This is a genomic window from Nostoc sp. UHCC 0302, from assembly GCF_038096175.1.
Lineage (GTDB): Bacteria > Cyanobacteriota > Cyanobacteriia > Cyanobacteriales > Nostocaceae > UHCC-0302.
Genome location: NZ_CP151099.1, coordinates 3,118,499 through 3,139,131 on the forward strand (window position 1 = coordinate 3,118,499; position 20,633 = coordinate 3,139,131).

The window sequence follows — 20,633 nt, forward strand, 5'->3', positions numbered from 1 at the left end:
TCCTAAAATCAATTGAAAGTATCTAAAGAGGCAGTCGTGGCAAACTGTTCCAAAGGTTTTAGATGAAATTACTTCAGCAATTTAAGTGTCTGTCAAAAAACAACTTTTACAATTTCCTATTTAAAAAGCTTACTCAGAAATCATTCTTATTTCAAAAAGTCAAGGTTGTTTTCATGACTTGCTATAAGTTAATTTTTCGGCTTTTGATTTAAATTTGAAGTTAATGTGTCCTTTAGCTCGATAGACTTAATTTACAGAAAACAGGTATCTATGCACATCTTATAGATGTCATGGAAAGACCATTACATCTGTCATCAGTTCATTAAAAAAGCACAGTGTGGTTTAACAAAGCACTAACAAGTCATAAAATGCTCTACCCCCCAAGCGTGGGAAGGTGGCATACCGTGAAAAGCCAAGTTTGATTACGGGTTTGTGCCTATAGAGATTGCAGATAGGTGGCGAGCGCAAGCAAGCACAAAATTTAGCTGATCACAAATCCGGACTGGGCATTCTTAATGCTGGAGAGGATTGCTCTAGTCTAGTCGAGTTAAAGTGACAATTTCTTCAAAACAAAAGTTATCAACCAGATCAGTAAGGCTTGAGGCGATGTCAGCATGATTATGGGAAATTTGCTCGATGATTTTCAGAATTTGCTTGCCATCTACCCGGATAGCAGAAGAATGCAACTGTTCAACTAAATCAGCCCCCAGGACACTTAGAGCAGTAGGAGTTAAGATATATGGCTTATTTTGATCCGCAGGTGGTGTGTTAACTGCTTCATTATAGATATAGCGCACACCAAGATGCTGAGATATAGTATCAAAAATATCAGCCTCTTGGAATGGCTTACGGATATAGTCATCACAACCAGCAGCTAGGATTGCAGCCCGCTCTGACTCTAAAGACGAGGCAGTCACAGCTACAATTTTTGTAGCAATACCAGCGGTAGTGCATTTAATACGTTTTGTAGCTTCCAGCCCATTCAGTACTGGTAGCCGCATATCCATAAATATTAAGTGCGGCGAGAATTTTTGCCAAACTTCAATTGCTTGTTGACCATCAGTTGCTTGTTGCAGTTCAAAACCAAAACCAGAAAGCAATTTCATCAGTAGTTGGCGACCTTCAGGCAGGTCATCCACAATTAAAAGCCGATAGTGAGGCTGATTTGGTTGTAGAGCCAAAACGCGACGAGTTGATTGTGGTGCTTGGCTTTGGGGAGTTTCAACTGAAGATACACAAATATCAAACTTGAAGATACTGCCATATCCCACAGAAGAACTAACAGTAATGTCACCTCCCATCAATTGTACAAATGAGCGAGCGATCGCCAATCCTAAACCAGTCCTTTGTTGCGATTGAATACCAGTTTGAGTTTGTACAAAGGCTTCAAATAGCTGCTCTAACTCATGAGGGTTAATACCAACACCAGTATCTTCAACTTCAAAGTGGATTTTCTGTTGTCCGTTATCTTCTACTGCTAATAATTCATCTAAGTAGGTAGGCACCGAAATTTTCTACTATGTAACAAAATCTTAAGTTGATAATCTAGAGCTAAATTTTACACGATGTGTGTTGTGATTGTTTTTTTTTCCTCTAGCTTGAACACCATTGATGACGGCGTAAGCGAGATCTAGCTCATCATCAAATGCTTGCCCGGATAACTCATCTTTCTTGAGATGTTGCCATTCCAATTCAATTGGATTCATTTCTGAGCAATATTTCGGGAGAAAAAAGATGTACAAACCCTGACTTTCCCATTTTTTCCACAATTGTTGAACTTCTTGGCAGCGATGTATTGGCCCGTTATCTTGCACAATCACGCTGATACGTCCAGTTTCTTGGGCTTGTTTGGCTTCTTTCTCCATCATTTCTATATAAGATTTACGGTCAACACCACCGATAACTAAACCGTAAACAAAACTGATTAAAGGTTGGAGAAGCCCGATAATACTTAATCTGCGACCACGGCGTTTAGTCTGTTCTAACCGTTTTTGCTCACCTCTAAAGTAATATGTATAACTAGGTTCGCTCCACATACAGAACCCTGACTCGTCTAGGTATTTCAGGTCTATTTCACCAGTGGCAGCAGCTAATTCCAACATGTCTAGGTCTGCTTGCTTGTTTGCTCGTGCTACTGGGTCTTGTTTTCCTTTATGGCTTTTCCTTGTCCGTTTCCAATCGACCCCCTTTTTTTGAGTACCCGTCTTAATCTGTCGGCACTCATCTCAACGTTGCGTTCTGTTTTCAACTTCAAAGCTAACTGAGAACTATTGTATGTGCGTGGCTCGTTTCTGAGGCATTCTTCTAAAAATATCATGTCATCCTCAAGCCACTTTGGTTTCCCCCCTCGCCCAGGAGATTCCCAAAGCCCTTCTGTGCCCAGTTTTTGCCATTGATGCAAAACTTTTGTGACTGTTTTTTTGTGACAATCAAAGTGATCTGCTATCTTCTCTACATACCAACCATGTGCATTTAGCCTGATTATTTCCGCCCTGTCTTTGACTTTCTGTGGTACATCCTGTTTTCTCAGATTTAGTAAAGTTTGGTCTTGCTCAGGAGTCAGAAATACCCTTAAACGCGCACCCATACACCAACTACCTTGTAGATGCATTATCAGTCTTTACATATCTTAACATAGCTGACTTTTTTGGCACCTACCTACTTATTTCACCAGAAATTGCTTGCGATGCTTTGATAACTGTAGCTAAATCCAAATCTTTGTTTGAGCTAGTGCTGGTTGTCGTCGTAACAGGAGTTGCGGTATCTATGTGTATAGTAGTGCTTCTTTTTTGTGGTGAAGTCGCCAGCAGATGTGGGTATTTAGCTGACAAATCTTTAACTTTGGCTTTTGCTCCCCAGCGCTTGTAGCAATAGTGTGCCTCTTTCATATAAGTAGAGGCAAATTTTGACAAGCCACGCGATTCATAAAATTTGGCTGCTAACTCATAAGCTAATGCTTCTTCTTGGATATATTCGTTTTCAGTTGCGCCAATAATTGCTCTTTCATAGAATTCTTCAGCCTCAAGGATATTACCTAATACTCTGGCTTTCTCTGCTTCTACCAAGTCGTATTTATGCTGAAAATTCATCGGCGCATATTGCGCCCAATTTTGCATCTTCTCTTGGTTGCTTGTCACCTTGAGGAGCAGATGTTCTCGTTCTAAACTGGAAGTGAATGGATATGTTGCTATTTGCGACAGAGAATCGTATAAATAGAATAGAGGAACAGTTATCATTCCTGTCGCGCCTTCTAAATACTGTTCAGTAAAGTTTGCATTTTTTACGGCTTCAGTAAATTCCTCAAACAGATAACAAAGAATTAGTTTGTGAAGATAAAGGAAATGAAGTGCAGTTTTGCCATTAACAGCCAAATAAAGTGGTAGTGATTCTTCTTCGTTGTAGACAACACCAACTAAACGACATGGATTTTCAACTTCTCCAAGCAAGTTAAGGACTACCTGGCGGTGCATTTGGTTTTGACCTAAGTTATTTTCTTGCTCCAGTTGAGCGATTGCATGGCACCACAAGTCCATCTCCCGTTCGAGCTCTGTCAATTCTAGACCACTAAAATATAAGTTAAGGCATTTAATCATTGCAGCATAGCTAGCATATTCAAAATCTCCATTTTCTATGCCACTAGAGTACGCTTCTTGTAAAACTGTAATGGTGTCTATAAGATGATTTTTTCCGTGAATTATGCACAGTGCAATTATCAGGAATATTTTACATTTGATGTCTCTAATATTAAACTTTTCAACTAGACTTAAAGCCAATTGACTAAATTGATCTGCTCCCTCAATATCGTTAGCTACCCCGTTTAAAATCATTCCATAATTAGCATAAGCAAAGGCAGAAAAAGGCGAATTTCCATGTTTGATAGATAAATTCAACTGTTCGCACACAATCAGCGGCAATAATGTAGGTACAGCTTGATAGGCAGGACAAATCATATTCGATAAGATACGCATGGTTGCCAACTTGCCTGCTTCTGTCATGCTAGGCAGCTTTGTTAGCTCCTCTATGCTCCCCCGAGTCAAAGCAGTCTTTGCTTCCTCTAGTTTCTGCTGAACATCCAACGCTGTTGGCAACTCTGGTAAACTTATCCCCATTAGCTCTAACGCTTGTATCCCTATTTTGACAGCTTCGACTAGTTTTGTTTGCACCACACAAGTTGCAATTTTAACCTCATAAGTTTTTAGTCGCTCTAGAGAGGTTTTGGCTTCTTTTAAAACAATCTTTCCCCATCTCTCCATTCCATCAAAGTCCCTGCAAAGGTATGCTGCTTCTGCCGCTTCCTCATGCAAAACTAAGCTGAGATCGTATTGCTGTTGCCAACTATCATCGGTTAGCAACTCTATCCCCCTAATTAAATATTTCAATGCCGCACTATAAGCTGATGCTGCTCTTGCTTTCTTCGCTGCCAGCAAATTTAGTTTGACAATTTGCGAACGTTCTGATTGCTCACTGACAAGTTCAACGCCAATATTTAGATGATCCACTATCTCAAAGACTTGATCTGATAGTGTCGAGTCTGTAGCCTTCTGCAACAAATTGCGACCGATTTGTAAGTGAAGGATTTGTTTTTGATTTTCCTCAATCAGAGCATACGCTGCTTGTTGAATGCGGTCATGCAAGAATTTATAATCCTGAATTAATAGTTGAGCATCTAATTCGGATATGGGTAGGATAACTCCTGCGTGAACTGCTTCAACTAACGCAGGGTAAAGTTCATCTGGTGATTTTTCACAGATAATAGCGAGTATATTTAAACTAAAATTAGCATCAACGCAAGCTGCCAAACTTAAGAGGTTCTGCGTTGATTGTGGCAGTTGCTTGAGCTTACCAATCATCAACTCCACCACATTGTCAGTTATATCTCTGGCATGAATTTGAGCGATATTCCACTGCCAGATGCGACTCGCAAAATCAAAACTCAGCAGATTTTCAGCGTACAGAGTTTTGAGAAACTCATTCACAAAGAAGGGATTCCCATCAGTTTTATTTATGACTAACTCTGCTAAAGGTTGAATCCAAGCGGTATCACTATGTAATGTATCGGCAATTAATTGAGCTACAGCCTCCAACCCCAAAGGCTCTAAAGTAATCTGATTAATTGTTGTTCCCGCTTTTCTCAAATCCTCAAGAGTCATTATTAACCCATGAGTTGAGTTCACTTCCGAGTCTCGATACGCTGCAATGACAAACAAATATTGTGAAGAGCGATCGCTCATCATCAACTCGATTAATTTGAGTGTTGCCGAGTCTACCCACTGCAAATCATCCAGAAAGATAACTAAAGGATGTTCTTTTGCACAAAATACTCGGATAAACTTTTGAAACACTAAATTAAAGCGATTTTGAGCTTCAGTCGCTCCAACTAGAGGGACTGATGCCTGTTTACCAATTATTAGTTCTAAATTAGGAATCACATCAACAATGATTTGCCCATTGGCACCCAAAGCTGCTTGAATTTTTTCCCGCCATTGTTGCAAAGAAGTCTCTGGTTCACTGAGCAATTGCCCAATCAAGGACTCAAAGGCACTCACAATTGCAGAGTAAGGAATATTCCGTCCAAACTGGTCAAATTTACCTGTAATGAAATAACCGCGCTTTTGGGTAATCGGTTTATAAATTTCTTGCACTAGGGCTGATTTGCCGATACCAGAATAGCCTGTGATAAGCATCATCTCACTTTCAGGCTTGCCCTTTGCAGACGCATCTACTACTGAATTTGACCCTGTACTGATTCGCTCAAAACAAGTCAATAACGTCTCAACTTGGGTTTTGCGTCCATAGAGTTTCTGCGGAATCTGAAACTTATCATAAATATCGTGACTACCTAATTGAAACGCTTCCATTCCACCTGTGTCTTCTAGCTGGTGGAGACATTCTTCTAAATCTGCCTTGATTCCCCAAGCACTTTGATACCGCTCCTCGGCATTTTTCGCCATTAATTTCATAATGATGCCGGAGACAACTTTAGGAATTTCTGCATTCACCTGATGAGGTGGAACAGGCTCAAGAGCAATATGACAATGCACCAATTCCAGTACATCTGTTGCGACAAACGGCAATTGCCCAACTAGCAGTTCGTAGAAGGTGACTCCTAATGAGTAAAAATCCGTGCGGTAATCTAACATCCGGTTCATTCTCCCGGTTTGCTCCGGCGAGATATAAGCGACGGTGCCTTCTAGGACATTAGGGTTTTTAAAACTCGGATTTGTGCGCGCAAATCGCGTCGCAATCCCAAAATCGATAATTTTCACTATCCCAGTAGCTCTGTTGAGAACGATATTACTGGGGTTAATGTCCTTATGGATGACATTACTGCTGTGAATCTTACCCAATATCTCTGCAATCTGAATCGCCAAACGCAAGAAATCAGCCAAGGGCATCGGGTTAAATAAACTTGTCCGAAATATTAACTTAGGAAAAGAAAAATGGTAAAACGTTAGATTGGGCGTCTACCATTTTCCACAATTAGTTATGATTTTAGATTATATACAAAAGTATCCACTACGAACAAAACAGATTTTAGGGATTAGTTACGAACAATTGCAATCACTGCTAAATTGCGCCTTAAAACGAAATCGATACATCAAAGCTAAACAAGAGAGTCATAAAATTAGAATTAATGCGGCTGGTGGTGGTCGTCCCGAAAAGTTATCAACCGAAGAACAAGTATGTTTATGTCTATTTTATCTAAGACAGATGCCAACATTCCAAGTATTAGGAATGCTATTTGGTGTTTCCAAAACCGAAGCTAATGATACATTTCACGACTGGATACCAATTCTTCGTGATATATTACCTGCTAGTTTATTAGAACAAGTATCAAATAATGAAAGTGATTTACTATTTGTTCAAGAAGTATTAACAAATTTTAGGCTATTAGTCGATAGCTTAGAACAGCCAATATATAGGGATTCTGACCAAAAAGAGCAACAGAAATATTTTTCTGGAAAGAAGAGACAACATACATTAAAAAGTCTGATAATTGGCATACCAGAAGGCAAAGATATTGTAGAGGTAGAAGTAGGTGTTCCTGGGCCAACAGCAGATATAAAATTGTTTCGTCAATCTCAAAATAAATTTGATAAATCTCAACCCTTTTCAGGTGATAAAGGCTTTCAAGGAGGTGAGAATATCACTACTCCTCATAAAAAGAAACCAAAACGAGAATTAACTCAACAGCAAAAAGATGAAAATAAGGCTTTATCTAGTAATCGGATATTCATTGAACATTTGATTCGATTACTTAAAATATTCCGCATAGCCTCACAAAGATTTCGCTTAAAGCTTGAGACGTATGAGCAGATTATTTTAACAGTTTGCGGATTAGTTAGGTTAAGAATTGGTAGCTTAGTTCTGCCAACTTAGCTAGTAGCAAAAATCATAAATTTTTAGAAATTAGGAGTTAATTTTTATGCCTCTAAATTATCACTAACTATCTCAAAGCCTTATAATTACGTATTTACGAAGATATCAAAGTTTTGCCCCAAAGCTTTGAACAGTCTGGCTTTGGAATTTTCGGACAAGTCTAATGCCAGGAATTCAGAACGCAATTTTGCTAATGACTCTCCGCCAAAATCCTCCAACAGCATCACGAGTGTTCGTTGATATTCTTGGATGCTATAAACCTTTATCACTCCTTCTACATTTAAAGAACGAGTGATTTCATATTCCTGTTTGTAACGTGTAAGTTCCCCAGGGGTGGGATAGTCCTGTTTGAGGACTTTGAGAATGATTGGTGTATTCTCTTCCTTGCTTACCCCTCGGTAGACAACTGAATTCGCGCTTAAGTATATTTGGGAGTGAACCTCAATGTTCGGGAGAGTAATCATTACTAGTATCCTCGGTTCAATTCCACACAAGACTCAAAACCAACAAGACTTAAGGATTATTCTTCAACCTTCCTTAGTAAAAGTCAATTTGCACACGGTCGGTTTCAACAAAAAGTTAATCAACTCGCAAGTGACAAATGTAATGCTCTCGACGTGACATTTATTCGATGTCAGCAGATATTTATTTTGGCTAATTTAGAGTTATCGATTCCCCGGAGAAATCAAATCCAAACCACCTTACCACAAAACTTCTGCAATAAACTTTCATGAGTTTTAACCTGCAAGGATACATTAGGCTTGTGGGTTAAATATGATTGCTGTTATCTCGGAATTGATACAACTTGTATACCCTATATATTTATCAACTAATCCTGCTATTTCCCGTCAAAAAACCAGTTCAGTCAATAAGCTCAGCTTTGCAATTTTACCTCATGATTTATAATTACTTATGAACAACACTAGACTTGTCCGAAAATTCCAAAGCCAGACTGTTCAAAGCTTTGGGGCAAAACTTTGATATCTTCGTAAATACGTAATTATAAGGCTTTGAGATAGTTAGTGATAATTTAGAGGCATAAAAATTAACTCCTAATTTCTAAAAATTTATGATTTTTGCTACTAGCTAAGTTGGCAGAACTAAGCTACCAATTCTTAACCTAACTAATCCGCAAACTGTTAAAATAATCTGCTCATACGTCTCAAGCTTTAAGCGAAATCTTTGTGAGGCTATGCGGAATATTTTAAGTAATCGAATCAAATGTTCAATGAATATCCGATTACTAGATAAAGCCTTATTTTCATCTTTTTGCTGTTGAGTTAATTCTCGTTTTGGTTTCTTTTTATGAGGAGTAGTGATATTCTCACCTCCTTGAAAGCCTTTATCACCTGAAAAGGGTTGAGATTTATCAAATTTATTTTGAGATTGACGAAACAATTTTATATCTGCTGTTGGCCCAGGAACACCTACTTCTACCTCTACAATATCTTTGCCTTCTGGTATGCCAATTATCAGACTTTTTAATGTATGTTGTCTCTTCTTTCCAGAAAAATATTTCTGTTGCTCTTTTTGGTCAGAATCCCTATATATTGGCTGTTCTAAGCTATCGACTAATAGCCTAAAATTTGTTAATACTTCTTGAACAAATAGTAAATCACTTTCATTATTTGATACTTGTTCTAATAAACTAGCAGGTAATATATCACGAAGAATTGGTATCCAGTCGTGAAATGTATCATTAGCTTCGGTTTTGGAAACACCAAATAGCATTCCTAATACTTGGAATGTTGGCATCTGTCTTAGATAAAATAGACATAAACATACTTGTTCTTCGGTTGATAACTTTTCGGGACGACCACCACCAGCCGCATTAATTCTAATTTTATGACTCTCTTGTTTAGCTTTGATGTATCGATTTCGTTTTAAGGCGCAATTTAGCAGTGATTGCAATTGTTCGTAACTAATCCCTAAAATCTGTTTTGTTCGTAGTGGATACTTTTGTATATAATCTAAAATCATAACTAATTGTGGAAAATGGTAGACGCCCAATCTAACGTTTTACCATTTTTCTTTTCCTAAGTTAATATTTCGGACAAGTTTACTGTATATTCCTCTGAACTCGACATCAATTCTACTCAATTCAAAGGAGACATTCTCATCGTTGATGACAAGCCGGACAACCTTCGGTTATTATCCGGCTTGTTGAGCGATCGCGGCTGTGATGTACGGGCAGTCATGAGTGGTTCAGCTGCTCTTATGGGAGCTCAAGCACAACCACCAGATTTAATTCTCTTAGATATTAATATGCCTGGGATGGATGGCTACGACGTCTGTCAACATCTCAAAGCCAATCCCCTGACTCAAGATATTCCTGTGATCTTCATCAGTGCGCTCAACGAAGTTTTGGATAAAGTCAAAGCTTTTGAAGTTGGAGGTATTGATTACATCACAAAACCGTTTCAAGAAGAGGAAGTCTTCGCTCGCATTCAAACTCAACTCTCTCTTCGCCAGATGCAAAGGATATTAAAAGCACAAAATCACCATTTACAACAAACACAAGCAGAGCTTCAAAGACTACTAATCCAAGAACAGGAACTGAACGGGCGCATTGAAGAAATGGCGGCATTAGAAGAGCGCAATCGCATCGCTCGCGATATTCATGATTCCTTGGGACACTCCTTAGTGGCGCTGAACATTCAAATGGAAACGGCGCTTAACCTTTGGAAAGATGCTCCACAAAAGGCTTATGAATTTCTTGCTGAAGCCAAACAATTAGGTTCTCAGGCTTTGAATACTGTTCGCAAATCTGTTGCCGATATGCGGGCAGATCCTTTACAAGGCCAGTTGTTGGAGGTAGCGATCGCCTCTCTTACCCAGGAATTTCACCATACCACAGGAATTGCACCCGAATGTCAGATTAATCTATCTGTGCCTTTCTCTAACTCAGTCAATACCGCTGTGTATCGCATCATACAAGAGGGTTTGACAAATATTTGTAAGTACGCTGAAGCTACAACAGTTGGCTTACAGATTCAAACTACACCTACTGAACTTTTACTCATACTACAAGATAACGGTAGGGGTTTCTGTCTTAATGGAAACCATACTGGCTTTGGGCTACAGGGGATGCGCGAACGAGCCCTGGCACTAGCTGGACAACTGGAAGTTACTAGCGAGCTTGGCAATGGTTGTAAAATTACAGCCAAATTCCCTAAAATAACACTATGATTCAGGTTTTACTAGTCGAAGATCAAGAGATTGTCCGCCGCGGTTTAAAAACGCTTCTAGAAATTAAACCCGACTTTCAAGTAGTTGCAGAAGCTAGTAACGGTCAACAAGCCATTGACTTAGTTAAAATACTACACACCAAATCTCAGCCACCAGATATTATTCTCATGGATATTCGGATGCCAGTCATGGATGGTGTTACTGCTACTCAACAACTGTGCCAACTATTTCCGGCTAGCAAAATTTTAGTCCTTACCACTTTTGACGATGCCAAGTACGTCGCAGAAGCCATTCGCTTTGGAGCAAAGGGATATTTGTTAAAAGATACCCCTTCGGAGGAACTGGCGGAAGCCATCCGCTGCATCCATAGAGGCTACACTCAGTTTGGCCCTGGTATTTTAGAAAAAATTGCTGCTACCACACCCTCCAATGAGCAAAATCAACCTCAACAACCCCCACCAGGTTTTGCACAACTCACACCCAGAGAACGGCAAGTTCTCAAAATGATTGCAATCGGTTCTAGTAATCAAGAAATTGCCCAAGCTTTCTTTCTTTCTCAAGGAACAGTCAGAAACCATATTTCCCACATTCTCACTCGCCTAAATTTGCGCGATCGTACTCAAGCTGCGATCGTTGCCAATGCATATCTTTCTTATCTGGAGAATACAGAGTAAAATATTACGCTCAACAGGTGATTAAACGGGTAGAACACGGCATAGATTCGGTATTACGCTCAACAGGTGATTAAACGGGTAGAACACGGCATAGATTCGGTGAAAGAATTACTCAGTACGCTCACGAGTGATGAGCGCTGGGGCGTGATGCTGGAGTTCGAGGAGGTCAGCCCAGAGAAATTTACTCAGTTGCTTGTAGATGCCCCGCAGTGGACTGAATGGATGGCTTGATTTTCCTTTGCTACAGACCAGTGACTATTAATTCAAATATCATTTTAGTGTGGGTGGACAGTCCTGCAATATCCGAAGCTTCATGAATTGAAGTTACAGCAAGGAGCAAAAAACACTGCTCTCATTCTATCAAAAGCTGTTTCCCAGCCGGGCGAGCCTATCGACGTAGCTAATGGTGAGCCACATTAGGATAGGTAAGAAAGGCAGCCGCAGGTTGCTATTAATTTTGAGGATGGCTATAGATTGGTTGTGTGCAATTAGTTACTTGCAATGTAGTTTAACTGAACGTTTCTTAAAAGCTATTTCTTGTGATTAAGATCACACCACTTATCAGATCAAGATAGCTATTATCAAGTTACTATATAGCTAATATCTATTAAAAAAATAAATAGAGTTTTCATTGGAATGTATAAACTAGTACATAAGCTTATAGATACTAAAGTTAATAGATTTTAATTTTACTTAGCCATCTGAAAATCAGAAAAAGGTCAATAGTAATGCTTGAACTTTTACTAAAAAACCAATTAAGCGCTCCCAGAAAGCAAAATTTTAAAAATGAGATTTTGACCAGAATAAAAAATAGAAAAGCAGAACCTTTAAATGCAGAAATCAACTTTTATAAAACTGAATTACTTCCATATTTTATTAAATTGAGTCAACACAATCCTGTTTTCAGTGTTACAGAACAATTACGTCTTTTAGTTGGTGTTTGGACACCAATCTGGTCTACCGTCTCCTTTCATCAAAGTTTACCTAAAAGAATACAAGAGCAGTCTTTTCAAATTTTTCAGCAGAATGGTTGTTGTGCTAGTGCAGCTCGTTATATTTTGGGAAAAGAGCCCTCAGTTTGTGGAGATCCTACATCAAAATTACTAGCTTACGACTTCATGGTTATCCAAAAATATGAAGTTAAAAATGGTAAATGGTATCTTCAAGACATGGAAAAATTTCAAGCCTTTAAAAATCGAGAAATTCCTTTGACTGTAGAATCAGTTTCTAACTGGTTTATTAATGTAGTTAATACTCAAACCAAACCGAACATATCAGAAGCAATTTTACATCCAGATATCAAGTTACAAAACTTAGAAGAATATCATGCTCATCAACCTGAAAAAACCTACTTAACCAGTTCTCAAATATTTGAGCATTTATATATCGATAGTGACTGGCGGCTAGTGAAAACACAAACAGATGCTTCACAGCTACCTAGTTATACAATTGCCGTAAAAATACATTAAAAAAGAATATATTCGTCAGAATTCACTCTTCGGAACCAGAAATACTCCGCACCTGGTGCCAGAATAACTAGTTGTGCAGATTTTCAATGTTGGGGTGTAATGTTGGAATTTAAGGACGTTGAGCTGGAAAACTGCTCAATCACTTCAGAACTCAGACTTTGAAATTGCCCCCTTGCCATTTTGCCGATTTGGGGTGAAAAGCTCATGCGACTAGGAGTAAGCCCTGCGCCAATTCCGTACAAGAAAATATCAGAAAAAACCTTAGCACAAGCAATTAAAGTAGTACTGGGTGATGAGGTAATGCAGAAGAAAGCCCAAGAGTTAGGGAAGAAGATTAAGCGTGAAGATAGCGTGGCAAATGCAGTTGAAGCATTTCACCGTCATCTTGGGATTATCTTTACCTAAGAATTTTGACTAACCTTCGATTGGCAAATTCTTATTGAGGACAATAAACGATCGCCCTATGAAATCACAGAAATAAAAGTTTTTTGCTTTTTGTCCGGAAAGTGTAGAAGTCTTGCTGTCTATCATTACAGACTGAATATTTTATATGTAAAGCTAGGGACAACAGCCTAAAAGTTCTTTATACAAATTCCACTGCTCAACGGCTGTTAGAGAAAATTTTACTAACCGAGATGATTGGTTAAGCGATCACAATACTCGATATTTATTTATATTAGATTGTTTTGATGAATTACGTTTAGAAGGAAGAACAGCAAAAGGAATTGAAGATTTTCTTGGGCAAGTAGGGAACTATCAAGCACAAAGAGTATGTAGGCATCAATTCATAGTGACTGGAAGAATCTTCTGAACAATCTCCGTTTAACTGCCCAACCTTTTATCCTATTTAACTTGATATACCCCTGGTTAACAGTTTTTCCTATTCCCCAATTGTCTTTGGGTTTTTCTAAACTTCAATCTATTATTTATAACCTCATCAGTTCAATTTTTATTTTCCTGATTCACCCTGATTTCTACTTTTCCTCTGCCTAGAGTGACAAATGAGGGTTAACAGTTAACGACTTTAAGTGGAATAATTTATTTTTTGGAGTTTCTTTAACAGATAAAGAAAGTATTGAGTTTCAAAATTGCCGATACTCATTCGGCTATGAAAAATAACTTTCTGCAACAAGACCTGCTTTTGGGTGTTCTTCTTCCGCACAATAGTAATACTTGTGAGTCTCATTTTGAGGAATCACACCGTTAACTATCTGTCCTAAGATGTTTTGCCCCGATTTTTCCAAAACTTCTTTAGCAAAAGTTGCATCTCCTGAATTAACTACTCCGGGACGAACTACCAAAAAAACTCCGTCAGCCATTTGGCCTAAAGTCGCAGCATCAGCAGCAGTATTTAGTGATGGAGTATCAATAATGACTAAATCATAATTAGGGGCAAGATTGTCGATTAACTTCGCCATTCGTTTCGAGTCCAACAAAGATGCTGGGCTAGGAGGTACGATTCCCGAAGTGAGGACATCCAAATTATCCATCACTTTTTTGATAGCTATGCTAAATTCTGACTGCCCGACAAGTAAATTACTCAAACCTTGATTATTAGTTAAATTCCAAATTTTATGTTGTACTGGACGATGTAAGTCTCCATCTATAAGTAAGACTTTCTTTTCCATTTGGGCAACAGCTACAGCTAAATTAGCAGCAACAGTTGACTTACCTTCAGAAGGTACAGAACTAGTAATAACTGTAACTTTTAGTTCTTTATCAGCGCTCATAAACCTGAGATTAGCCCGCAGCATTCGGTAAGCTTCACTAATAGCAGAACGGGGCGCATCCCGAACTACAAGCCTTTGATCATAAGCCTCTGGTTCTTTTTGACTAGGACTAAGAAAAGATTTTTTAGCTTTTTGCCAAGAAGGAATCATGCCTAATACAGTCAAGCCCAACAATTTCTTTGCCTCATCAATAGTCTTGATAGATTTATCTTTTATTTCTAAAACATATATAGTCGTTAAAGCTGCCAAGATAGCTAATAAACCTGCACTCAAATAAGCAGTTGTAGAAGAAGAACTGGGTTCATCTGGAACATCAGCTTTAGATATAATGCTAGCATTACCTATCTTCTGGTTTTCAGCGATGCGGCTTTCTTGCAGCTTTTGAAGCAGAAGTAAGTAAGTAGATTGAGCGCCTTGTACTTTACGTTCTAACTGGCGATGCTGTTGTTCTAATCTCGGCAAATTGTGCAAACGTTGCTTATAAGTAGATTGTAGGCTAGATAAAGTAGCAGCTTGCTTTGCCAAACCCAAACGAGTTGACTCTAATTCTACGAGCTTTCCAGATAGTTCTTGTTGTAATGCTCCTAGTTGAAAGTTTTTATTTATTTGTGGTTGAGATGTTCCTCCAACCTGTTGGATACGTTGTTGCCTTAGTTCATATAATGACTTTAATTTGTCCTTTAAATCAATAATTTCTGGATGAGTATCTTGCAAAACAGTACGTCTATTTGCGAGTTGTGACTCTAACAGTTGAACTTCTTTGAACATATCTTGCACCCCTGTATTTTGACTAACAGAAGCCATCACCAATGCTTCTTGGGGGTTCATATCCAATTGTTGACGGATTTCTCGAGATTGTGCTTCAGTATTGGCAAATTGAGATTGAACCGAGTTAATTTCCTGTTGTAATTCTGCAAGAATTCCCACTGCCCTAGTTGCCTCTTCTTGCAAAGAAACAACATTGTAATCTTCTTTAAATTTTGCTAATTCTGCTTCTGCTTGGCGAACAACTAATTCTGCTGATGGTACTTGTTTTTCTATAAATTTCCGAGCTGATACTACTTCAGATCTCAGGGAAAAGATATTTTCCTCTAAATAATTGTCCATCAGATTATTAACAACCTTCGCAGCTATCTCTGGATTGATATCCTGGTAAGAAATTTGTATGACATCAGCTCCCTTGACTTCTTTGACTGTCAACTTCTTTATAAATTCCTTGATTTTTATAGGTTCTCCTCGATCATTTTGCATATTAATTTCTATGATAGTTTTTTTAATGATTGGTAGAGAAGTTATAACTTCTGATTCTGTTTTCAAAGGATTATCTTGAGCATCACGCCCAACTGAATCTAATGTACCAATTTGTGTTCCTAATCCTGTGAGACTAGATGTAGAATTTGTTCTTTGCAAGCGCAGCTTTCCTTCTGCTAAATATACAGGCTTTTTCAAAACAGATAAAGCTATGACTGAAATTATAAAAACAGCTAAGAATGCATTTAAAGCAGGTATCCAGCGATGCTGTAAAATTTGAAAATATTTTGCTAATGACAAGGAAGTTTCTTGAGTTTCCATATCAATATGCCTCTTGTGTGGATGAATAAGTTGGGATTTGATTATTAAGGTTTAATACTCAAAAGATTAATACTTGTTCTTTTTTCTCAGAACCATCATGAACTGCTGTGATTCCATTAATCACTCGCTCCAAATCTGCATCCGTGAGATTAGAACCAGAAGGCAAGCAAAGACCATGCGTAAATAAATCTTCTGCCACTGCACCACCAATACATTCACATTCAGCAAAAACAGGTTGGAGGTGTAAAGGTTTCCAGACTGGACGGGATTCAATTTGTTGTGCAGCAAGTGCGAGGCGGACTTGTTCTCGGTCTGCACCAAAAGCTTTAGGATTTATTGTCAAGGAGGTTAACCAATGAGTAGCACTTCCATAATCAGCTTCTGGCATAAATTCTATTCCTGGCAGATTCCTCAAAGTAGAGGTGTAAATCATAAAGTTGCGTCGTCTTGCTGCCACTCGCTCATTCAAAACACGTAACTGACCGCGGCCAATGCCAGCCGAAACGTTACTCAGGCGGTAATTGTAGCCAATTTCTGAGTGTTGATAATGGGGAGCAGGATCGCGTGCTTGGGTTGCTAAAAAACGGGCTTTATTTACCAGTTGTTCGTTGTTGGAAACTAACATCCCACCGCCAGAGGTGGTAATAATTTTATTACCGTTGAAGGAGTAAATGCCAATGTTGCCAAAGGTTCCTGAAGAACGTCCTTTATAGGTGGCTCCTAAAGATTCGGCTGCATCTTCAATTAAAGGGATTCCATAGCGATCGCAAGCTTTTAAAATCGGATCAATATCTGCACTTTGACCATATAAATGGACAACCACAACCGCTTTAGGTAATTTGCCAATACGGGCGCGGTATTCTAGGGCTTCTTGCAACAAGTCAGGATTCATGTTCCAAGAAATGCGATCACTATCAATAAATACTGGTTTTGCGCCTAAATAGGTAATAGGGTTAGCAGTAGCTACAAACGTCAACGTAGAGCAGAAAACCTCATCTCCAGACTTAACGCCCACTAGCTGTAAAGCCAAATGCAGAGATGCTGTACCAGAACTCAAAGCAGCAGCATAACCAGCGCCAGTTAATTGACAAAATTCTTGCTCGAAAGCATCTACATGCGGGCCAACCGGAGCAATCCAATTAGTGTCAAATGCTTCATGGACGAATTCTAACTCGCGATCACTTATATGGGGAGTTGACAGGAGGATTGGTTTATTCATAATTTTTTATTTTTTACCTACGAACAGTGACAAGGCGATCACATTTTGCACTCATTGTATTAGTTTGAACCTTCAGCCATTGCTCGTTAGAATTTTCCCCATTTGCCCAAGCGATCAAGGCTGCTGGAATATTTGCTCCTGCTACATGAGAAAATGGATATCCACCACCAAAACGTGGGTTCATTTCCAACACACACGCACTTTTTTGTCCCACAATTACATCACAGTCTAGATTGCCAATATGTCCGATGTTTTTACCTATTTTTTCACCTAGCTCTCTAAGAGCTTCATGCTCAACAGTTAATGCTCGATCTGTTTCTCCGGCTCGCATACCTAACTTGTGTTTAACAAAAGTAGTGATGTAATTTCCATCTAAATTATTAATAATATCTAAACCATATTCTTGTCCCAATATCTTTTCTTGAATCAGGATATACTCATCAGAATCTGTAGAGCTTACATCTGCTAAAAATGATTTACATATCGTTTTTTTTACACGACGATATGCAAATTTCAATTCTTCATCATCTTCAGGATATTCAATCCCAATCGATGCACTTCCCCATCTAGGTTTAACAACTAAAGGAAAAGATATTTCTTGATGATTTATGGCTTCTCTCACCTCTTTAATAGAAAGATAAGTTTTAGGAACAGAAATACCCAAATTAGTTAAAAATTTAAAACTAGCTAATTTGTCAAAACAAATATCAATTACTTCTGAAGACGAAATTACTGGGATAGTCCCTATCTTGAGAAAGCGATCGCGTTGTTTTGCTAACAGGGGTAATTCTAAATCATTTAGTGGTATCAACAAACGAACCTGGTGTTGTTCACAGATATAAAGTAGTTTGTCAAAGTAGTCTTCATGATTTACAGGTGGTAACAAAAAACTTTTATCTGCTTCCTGTAATGCTGGAGCTTCTAGACTAGCATCCCCAACAAGCACCAGACCTCGATTTTCTAAAGCTTCTTGAAAGAATTTTACAAGGTAATTCCGTCTTCCCACACAAGTCAACATGACATTCATAAATATCAACCCTCTGTAGCTGATGGTATTTCTGTAAAACTGCTGATTATGAAACTAAAAAAAACCACCAACCTCTATCTTAGAGATTAGATGAGGTCAATACCTCTTTTGAGGGATCGTATAAGCTAACGATGTATTTTCGCTTACCAGAATTCAAAACTGGAATTTCGTCAACATAATCAACCTCAATTTGAGCATCGTCTCCTAATAAATGCTTCAGTATCTCAATCATAGATTCTGCTTCTGAGAATGTTTCGTTAACACAAAGACGGAGACGATAGTGGGTTCTATCCTCTTGAATCAACTGATACTGCTTCAATATACATGAAGGTGAAACATTTAATTTCTCAGAGAATATGGAACGCAATATAAAAGGCACAAGCCGTCGCCCCATAGTGTCATACAGCGTATCAGTGCGACGACCTTCTAAAGACTGAAGAATCGGAGTCATAAACTGAGAGCAGTCATTGGGAATAATCGAGCCTATGTCACCAGTATCGTAGCGGATCATCGGTAGCGCATAGTTGTAGAGATCGGTAACGACAATACGCCCCAGTGTACCCGGAGATACTGGTTCATCCCGATCCAAAGCAAGTATTTCAAAAAGATAGCTAGCAGTGTTGAGATGAAATCGGCCACAGGTAGAACATTCGTGCGCGAGTACACCACACTCTTGGTTGGAGTATCTTGATAAAATGCGACAGTCGAAAGCCTTGCGGATGGTATCTCGCATATTTGGATAAAGCGGCTCTGAAAGACACAGAACTCCCTTCACTCCAAAATCTTCCGGAGTATTTCCTTGGGAAATAGCATAGCGAGCAAGGTCATAAATGACGGAGGAGTATCCAAGAAGTATCTCGATCCGCTTGTCTTTTAGAAGTGTAAGGCGTTGTTGCTCGAAAGAAGCAACGTCTTGAATGCGAACATCAAACTTGACCTCGTTTTGCATGAAGAGTTTGACTGAGCTTTTTGGTATAGTTCGGAAAAAGCCGTGTCGACATCCAACACTATATCCAACAAGAGAATTAAAGTATATCAGTTCTGCCAATACTCGTTGGCGCTTACTTGAATTCTGAACGACTCGAAAAGGAGTTCCCGTCGAACCGCTAGTCTCCATTACGTTCAGTTTTTTGTCCTTGAAGACTGTTGACTCAAACCGTTCAAATGATTCCCTAATGATATTCTTATTAACTACAGGAAAGTCTTCAAGCTGACTATAAGCATCATAGTTTTTATAATAATCTGTTGTCTGAACTGCATGGTTTAAGAGTAATTGTAGCTGCCAGGCTTGATGTTCAGCCAGAAGAGATCCATCTGCTGTCACCTGTTGAATATTGCGAAGATGGGTATGGATAGGCGCACCCCGTAGATAATCTAGTCCCCAAAACAAAGCTTTGCGTGTAGTTGTAGTGATCATACAGTTCTGATTTTTTGATTGTTTAGGGTTTTACTTCCGAATCTATAGGCAGTCCTAACTGCTGTTGACGGGACTTAGCAAAATTACCTTCTAGATTATGAATATCAATATCGCTACGAGCAATTACTTTCCAAACAGTCATGAACAAGATGTAAAAATCTAATGCTAAGGACTGCTTCTCAACATACTGGATATCAAATTCTAGTCTGTCTTCCCATAACAACCTATTACGCCCATTAATTTGAGCTAATCCAGTGATTCCAGGAAGAACTGAATGGCGTTTACGCTCGCGTTCTGAATAATAAGGTAGATATTCAATAAGCAAGGGACGAGGTCCGATAAAAGACATATCTCCTTTCAATACACTCCAGAGTTGTGGAAGTTCGTCAAGGCTAGTTTTACGCAAAAACTTACCTAAATTTGTCAGTCGTTCAGTATCAGGCAATAACTTGCCATTAGTCCCACGTAAATCTGTCATCGTACGGAACTTATAGCAGGTAAAAATGCGAGTATCTTTACCGGGACGCTTTTGGGTAAATAAAATTGGGCTACCCATATTTATGTAGACAGCGATCGCAACACTCAGTAGCACAGGAGAAAGAATAATTAATGCGATCGCTGCGACAAATCTATCTAATATTGATTTGATAAATTTGCTAATCTTTTTTAGGCTATTACTCTGACAATTTTTATTTATCATAGATAAACCTCTGATTCAAATCCATTAGAAAATGATCAAAAACCGTAGCTAATACAGGAAGATTGTCAAAAACAAAATTAACTTAAAAATATTGTTTAATATTAGTACATTTATTAAAAATTATTAGATTAGCAATAACTTTTATTTTTCTAATAATTTATTTTTAATCACTAATTCTGAACAATAATTGCTAAGTTTGTAGAAGTCATGTATTCATTTCGATTCTCCCTTTATTACAATATTATTAGCTCTGTTT

15 protein-coding genes and 1 pseudogene are annotated in these 20,633 nt (G+C 38.5%); 6 read left to right on the plus strand and 10 right to left on the minus strand.

Annotated features, from left to right (window positions below; translation table 11 throughout):
- Positions 1 to 533: 533 nt before the first annotated feature.
- The 3 genes from WKK05_RS13435 to WKK05_RS13445 all read right to left on the minus strand — a co-directional run bounded on the left by WKK05_RS13435 (position 534) and on the right by WKK05_RS13445 (position 6,395).
- Positions 534 to 1,505 (minus strand): response regulator, encoded by a 972-nt coding sequence (locus WKK05_RS13435; protein WP_341530169.1) that lies wholly within the window; start codon positions 1,503 to 1,505, stop codon positions 534 to 536.
- Between the two features lie 27 nt (positions 1,506 to 1,532).
- A protein-coding gene (locus WKK05_RS13440) for an IS630 family transposase (protein WP_341525019.1) occupies positions 1,533 to 2,587 on the minus strand; the annotation gives its coding sequence in 2 pieces (ribosomal slippage) (positions 1,533 to 2,192 and positions 2,195 to 2,587; 1,053 coding nt in all).
- A 67-nt stretch (positions 2,588 to 2,654) separates the two neighbouring features.
- Positions 2,655 to 6,395 (minus strand): serine/threonine-protein kinase PknK, encoded by a 3,741-nt coding sequence (locus tag WKK05_RS13445; protein WP_341530170.1) that lies wholly within the window; start codon positions 6,393 to 6,395, stop codon positions 2,655 to 2,657.
- Between the two features lie 91 nt (positions 6,396 to 6,486).
- On the opposite strand from WKK05_RS13445, the gene WKK05_RS13450 reads away from it, so the two are divergent.
- The gene (locus tag WKK05_RS13450; protein ID WP_341525207.1) at positions 6,487 to 7,380 is read left to right on the plus strand and encodes a transposase family protein; all 894 of its coding nucleotides are present in this window, start codon (positions 6,487 to 6,489) and stop codon (positions 7,378 to 7,380) included.
- 86 nt (positions 7,381 to 7,466) lie between these two features.
- On the opposite strand, the gene WKK05_RS13455 is transcribed toward WKK05_RS13450, so the two are convergent.
- Both WKK05_RS13455 and WKK05_RS13460 read right to left on the minus strand, forming a co-directional pair.
- Entirely contained in the window at positions 7,467 to 7,844 is a 378-nt protein-coding gene (locus tag WKK05_RS13455; RefSeq protein ID WP_341530171.1) for a hypothetical protein, read from the minus strand.
- Between the two features lie 622 nt (positions 7,845 to 8,466).
- On the minus strand, positions 8,467 to 9,360 hold the full coding sequence (locus tag WKK05_RS13460; protein WP_341525207.1) for a transposase family protein: 894 nt from the start codon (positions 9,358 to 9,360) through the stop codon (positions 8,467 to 8,469).
- Positions 9,361 to 9,498: 138 nt separating this feature from the next.
- Between WKK05_RS13460 and WKK05_RS13465 the strand changes: the two genes are divergently transcribed.
- The 5 genes and pseudogenes from WKK05_RS13465 to WKK05_RS13485 form a co-directional block, all read left to right on the plus strand.
- The gene (locus WKK05_RS13465) at positions 9,499 to 10,569 is read left to right on the plus strand and encodes a response regulator (protein ID WP_341531083.1); all 1,071 of its coding nucleotides are present in this window, start codon (positions 9,499 to 9,501) and stop codon (positions 10,567 to 10,569) included.
- Positions 10,566 to 11,243, plus strand: a complete 678-nt coding sequence (locus tag WKK05_RS13470) for a response regulator transcription factor (protein ID WP_341530172.1) — start codon at positions 10,566 to 10,568, stop codon at positions 11,241 to 11,243. The genes WKK05_RS13465 and WKK05_RS13470 overlap by 4 nt, the downstream gene beginning before the upstream one ends.
- Before the next feature lie 728 nt (positions 11,244 to 11,971).
- On the plus strand, positions 11,972 to 12,712 hold the full coding sequence (locus WKK05_RS13475; RefSeq protein WP_341530173.1) for a hypothetical protein: 741 nt from the start codon (positions 11,972 to 11,974) through the stop codon (positions 12,710 to 12,712).
- 204 nt (positions 12,713 to 12,916) lie between these two features.
- A complete protein-coding gene (locus WKK05_RS13480; RefSeq protein WP_341530174.1) occupies positions 12,917 to 13,117 on the plus strand; it encodes a hypothetical protein in 201 nt (66 codons plus the stop codon).
- Positions 13,118 to 13,507: 390 nt separating this feature from the next.
- A pseudogene (locus WKK05_RS13485) lies at positions 13,508 to 13,705 on the plus strand (IS701 family transposase); the annotation flags it as partial.
- Between the two features lie 113 nt (positions 13,706 to 13,818).
- On the opposite strand, the gene WKK05_RS13490 reads toward WKK05_RS13485, so the two are convergent.
- The 5 genes from WKK05_RS13490 to WKK05_RS13510 form a co-directional block, all read right to left on the minus strand.
- A complete protein-coding gene (locus tag WKK05_RS13490; RefSeq protein ID WP_341530175.1) occupies positions 13,819 to 16,014 on the minus strand; it encodes a polysaccharide biosynthesis tyrosine autokinase in 2,196 nt (731 codons plus the stop codon).
- Between the two features lie 58 nt (positions 16,015 to 16,072).
- Positions 16,073 to 17,233, minus strand: a complete 1,161-nt coding sequence (locus WKK05_RS13495; RefSeq protein WP_341530176.1) for a DegT/DnrJ/EryC1/StrS family aminotransferase — start codon at positions 17,231 to 17,233, stop codon at positions 16,073 to 16,075.
- A gap of 13 nt (positions 17,234 to 17,246) precedes the next feature.
- Positions 17,247 to 18,260, minus strand: a complete 1,014-nt coding sequence (locus WKK05_RS13500) for an ATP-grasp domain-containing protein (RefSeq protein WP_341530177.1) — start codon at positions 18,258 to 18,260, stop codon at positions 17,247 to 17,249.
- 79 nt (positions 18,261 to 18,339) lie between these two features.
- On the minus strand, positions 18,340 to 19,677 hold the full coding sequence (locus tag WKK05_RS13505) for a hypothetical protein (protein ID WP_341530178.1): 1,338 nt from the start codon (positions 19,675 to 19,677) through the stop codon (positions 18,340 to 18,342).
- A gap of 22 nt (positions 19,678 to 19,699) precedes the next feature.
- Complete coding sequence (locus tag WKK05_RS13510; protein WP_341530179.1) at positions 19,700 to 20,377, minus strand: sugar transferase; 678 nt, start codon at positions 20,375 to 20,377, stop codon at positions 19,700 to 19,702.
- Positions 20,378 to 20,633 lie beyond the last annotated feature (256 nt).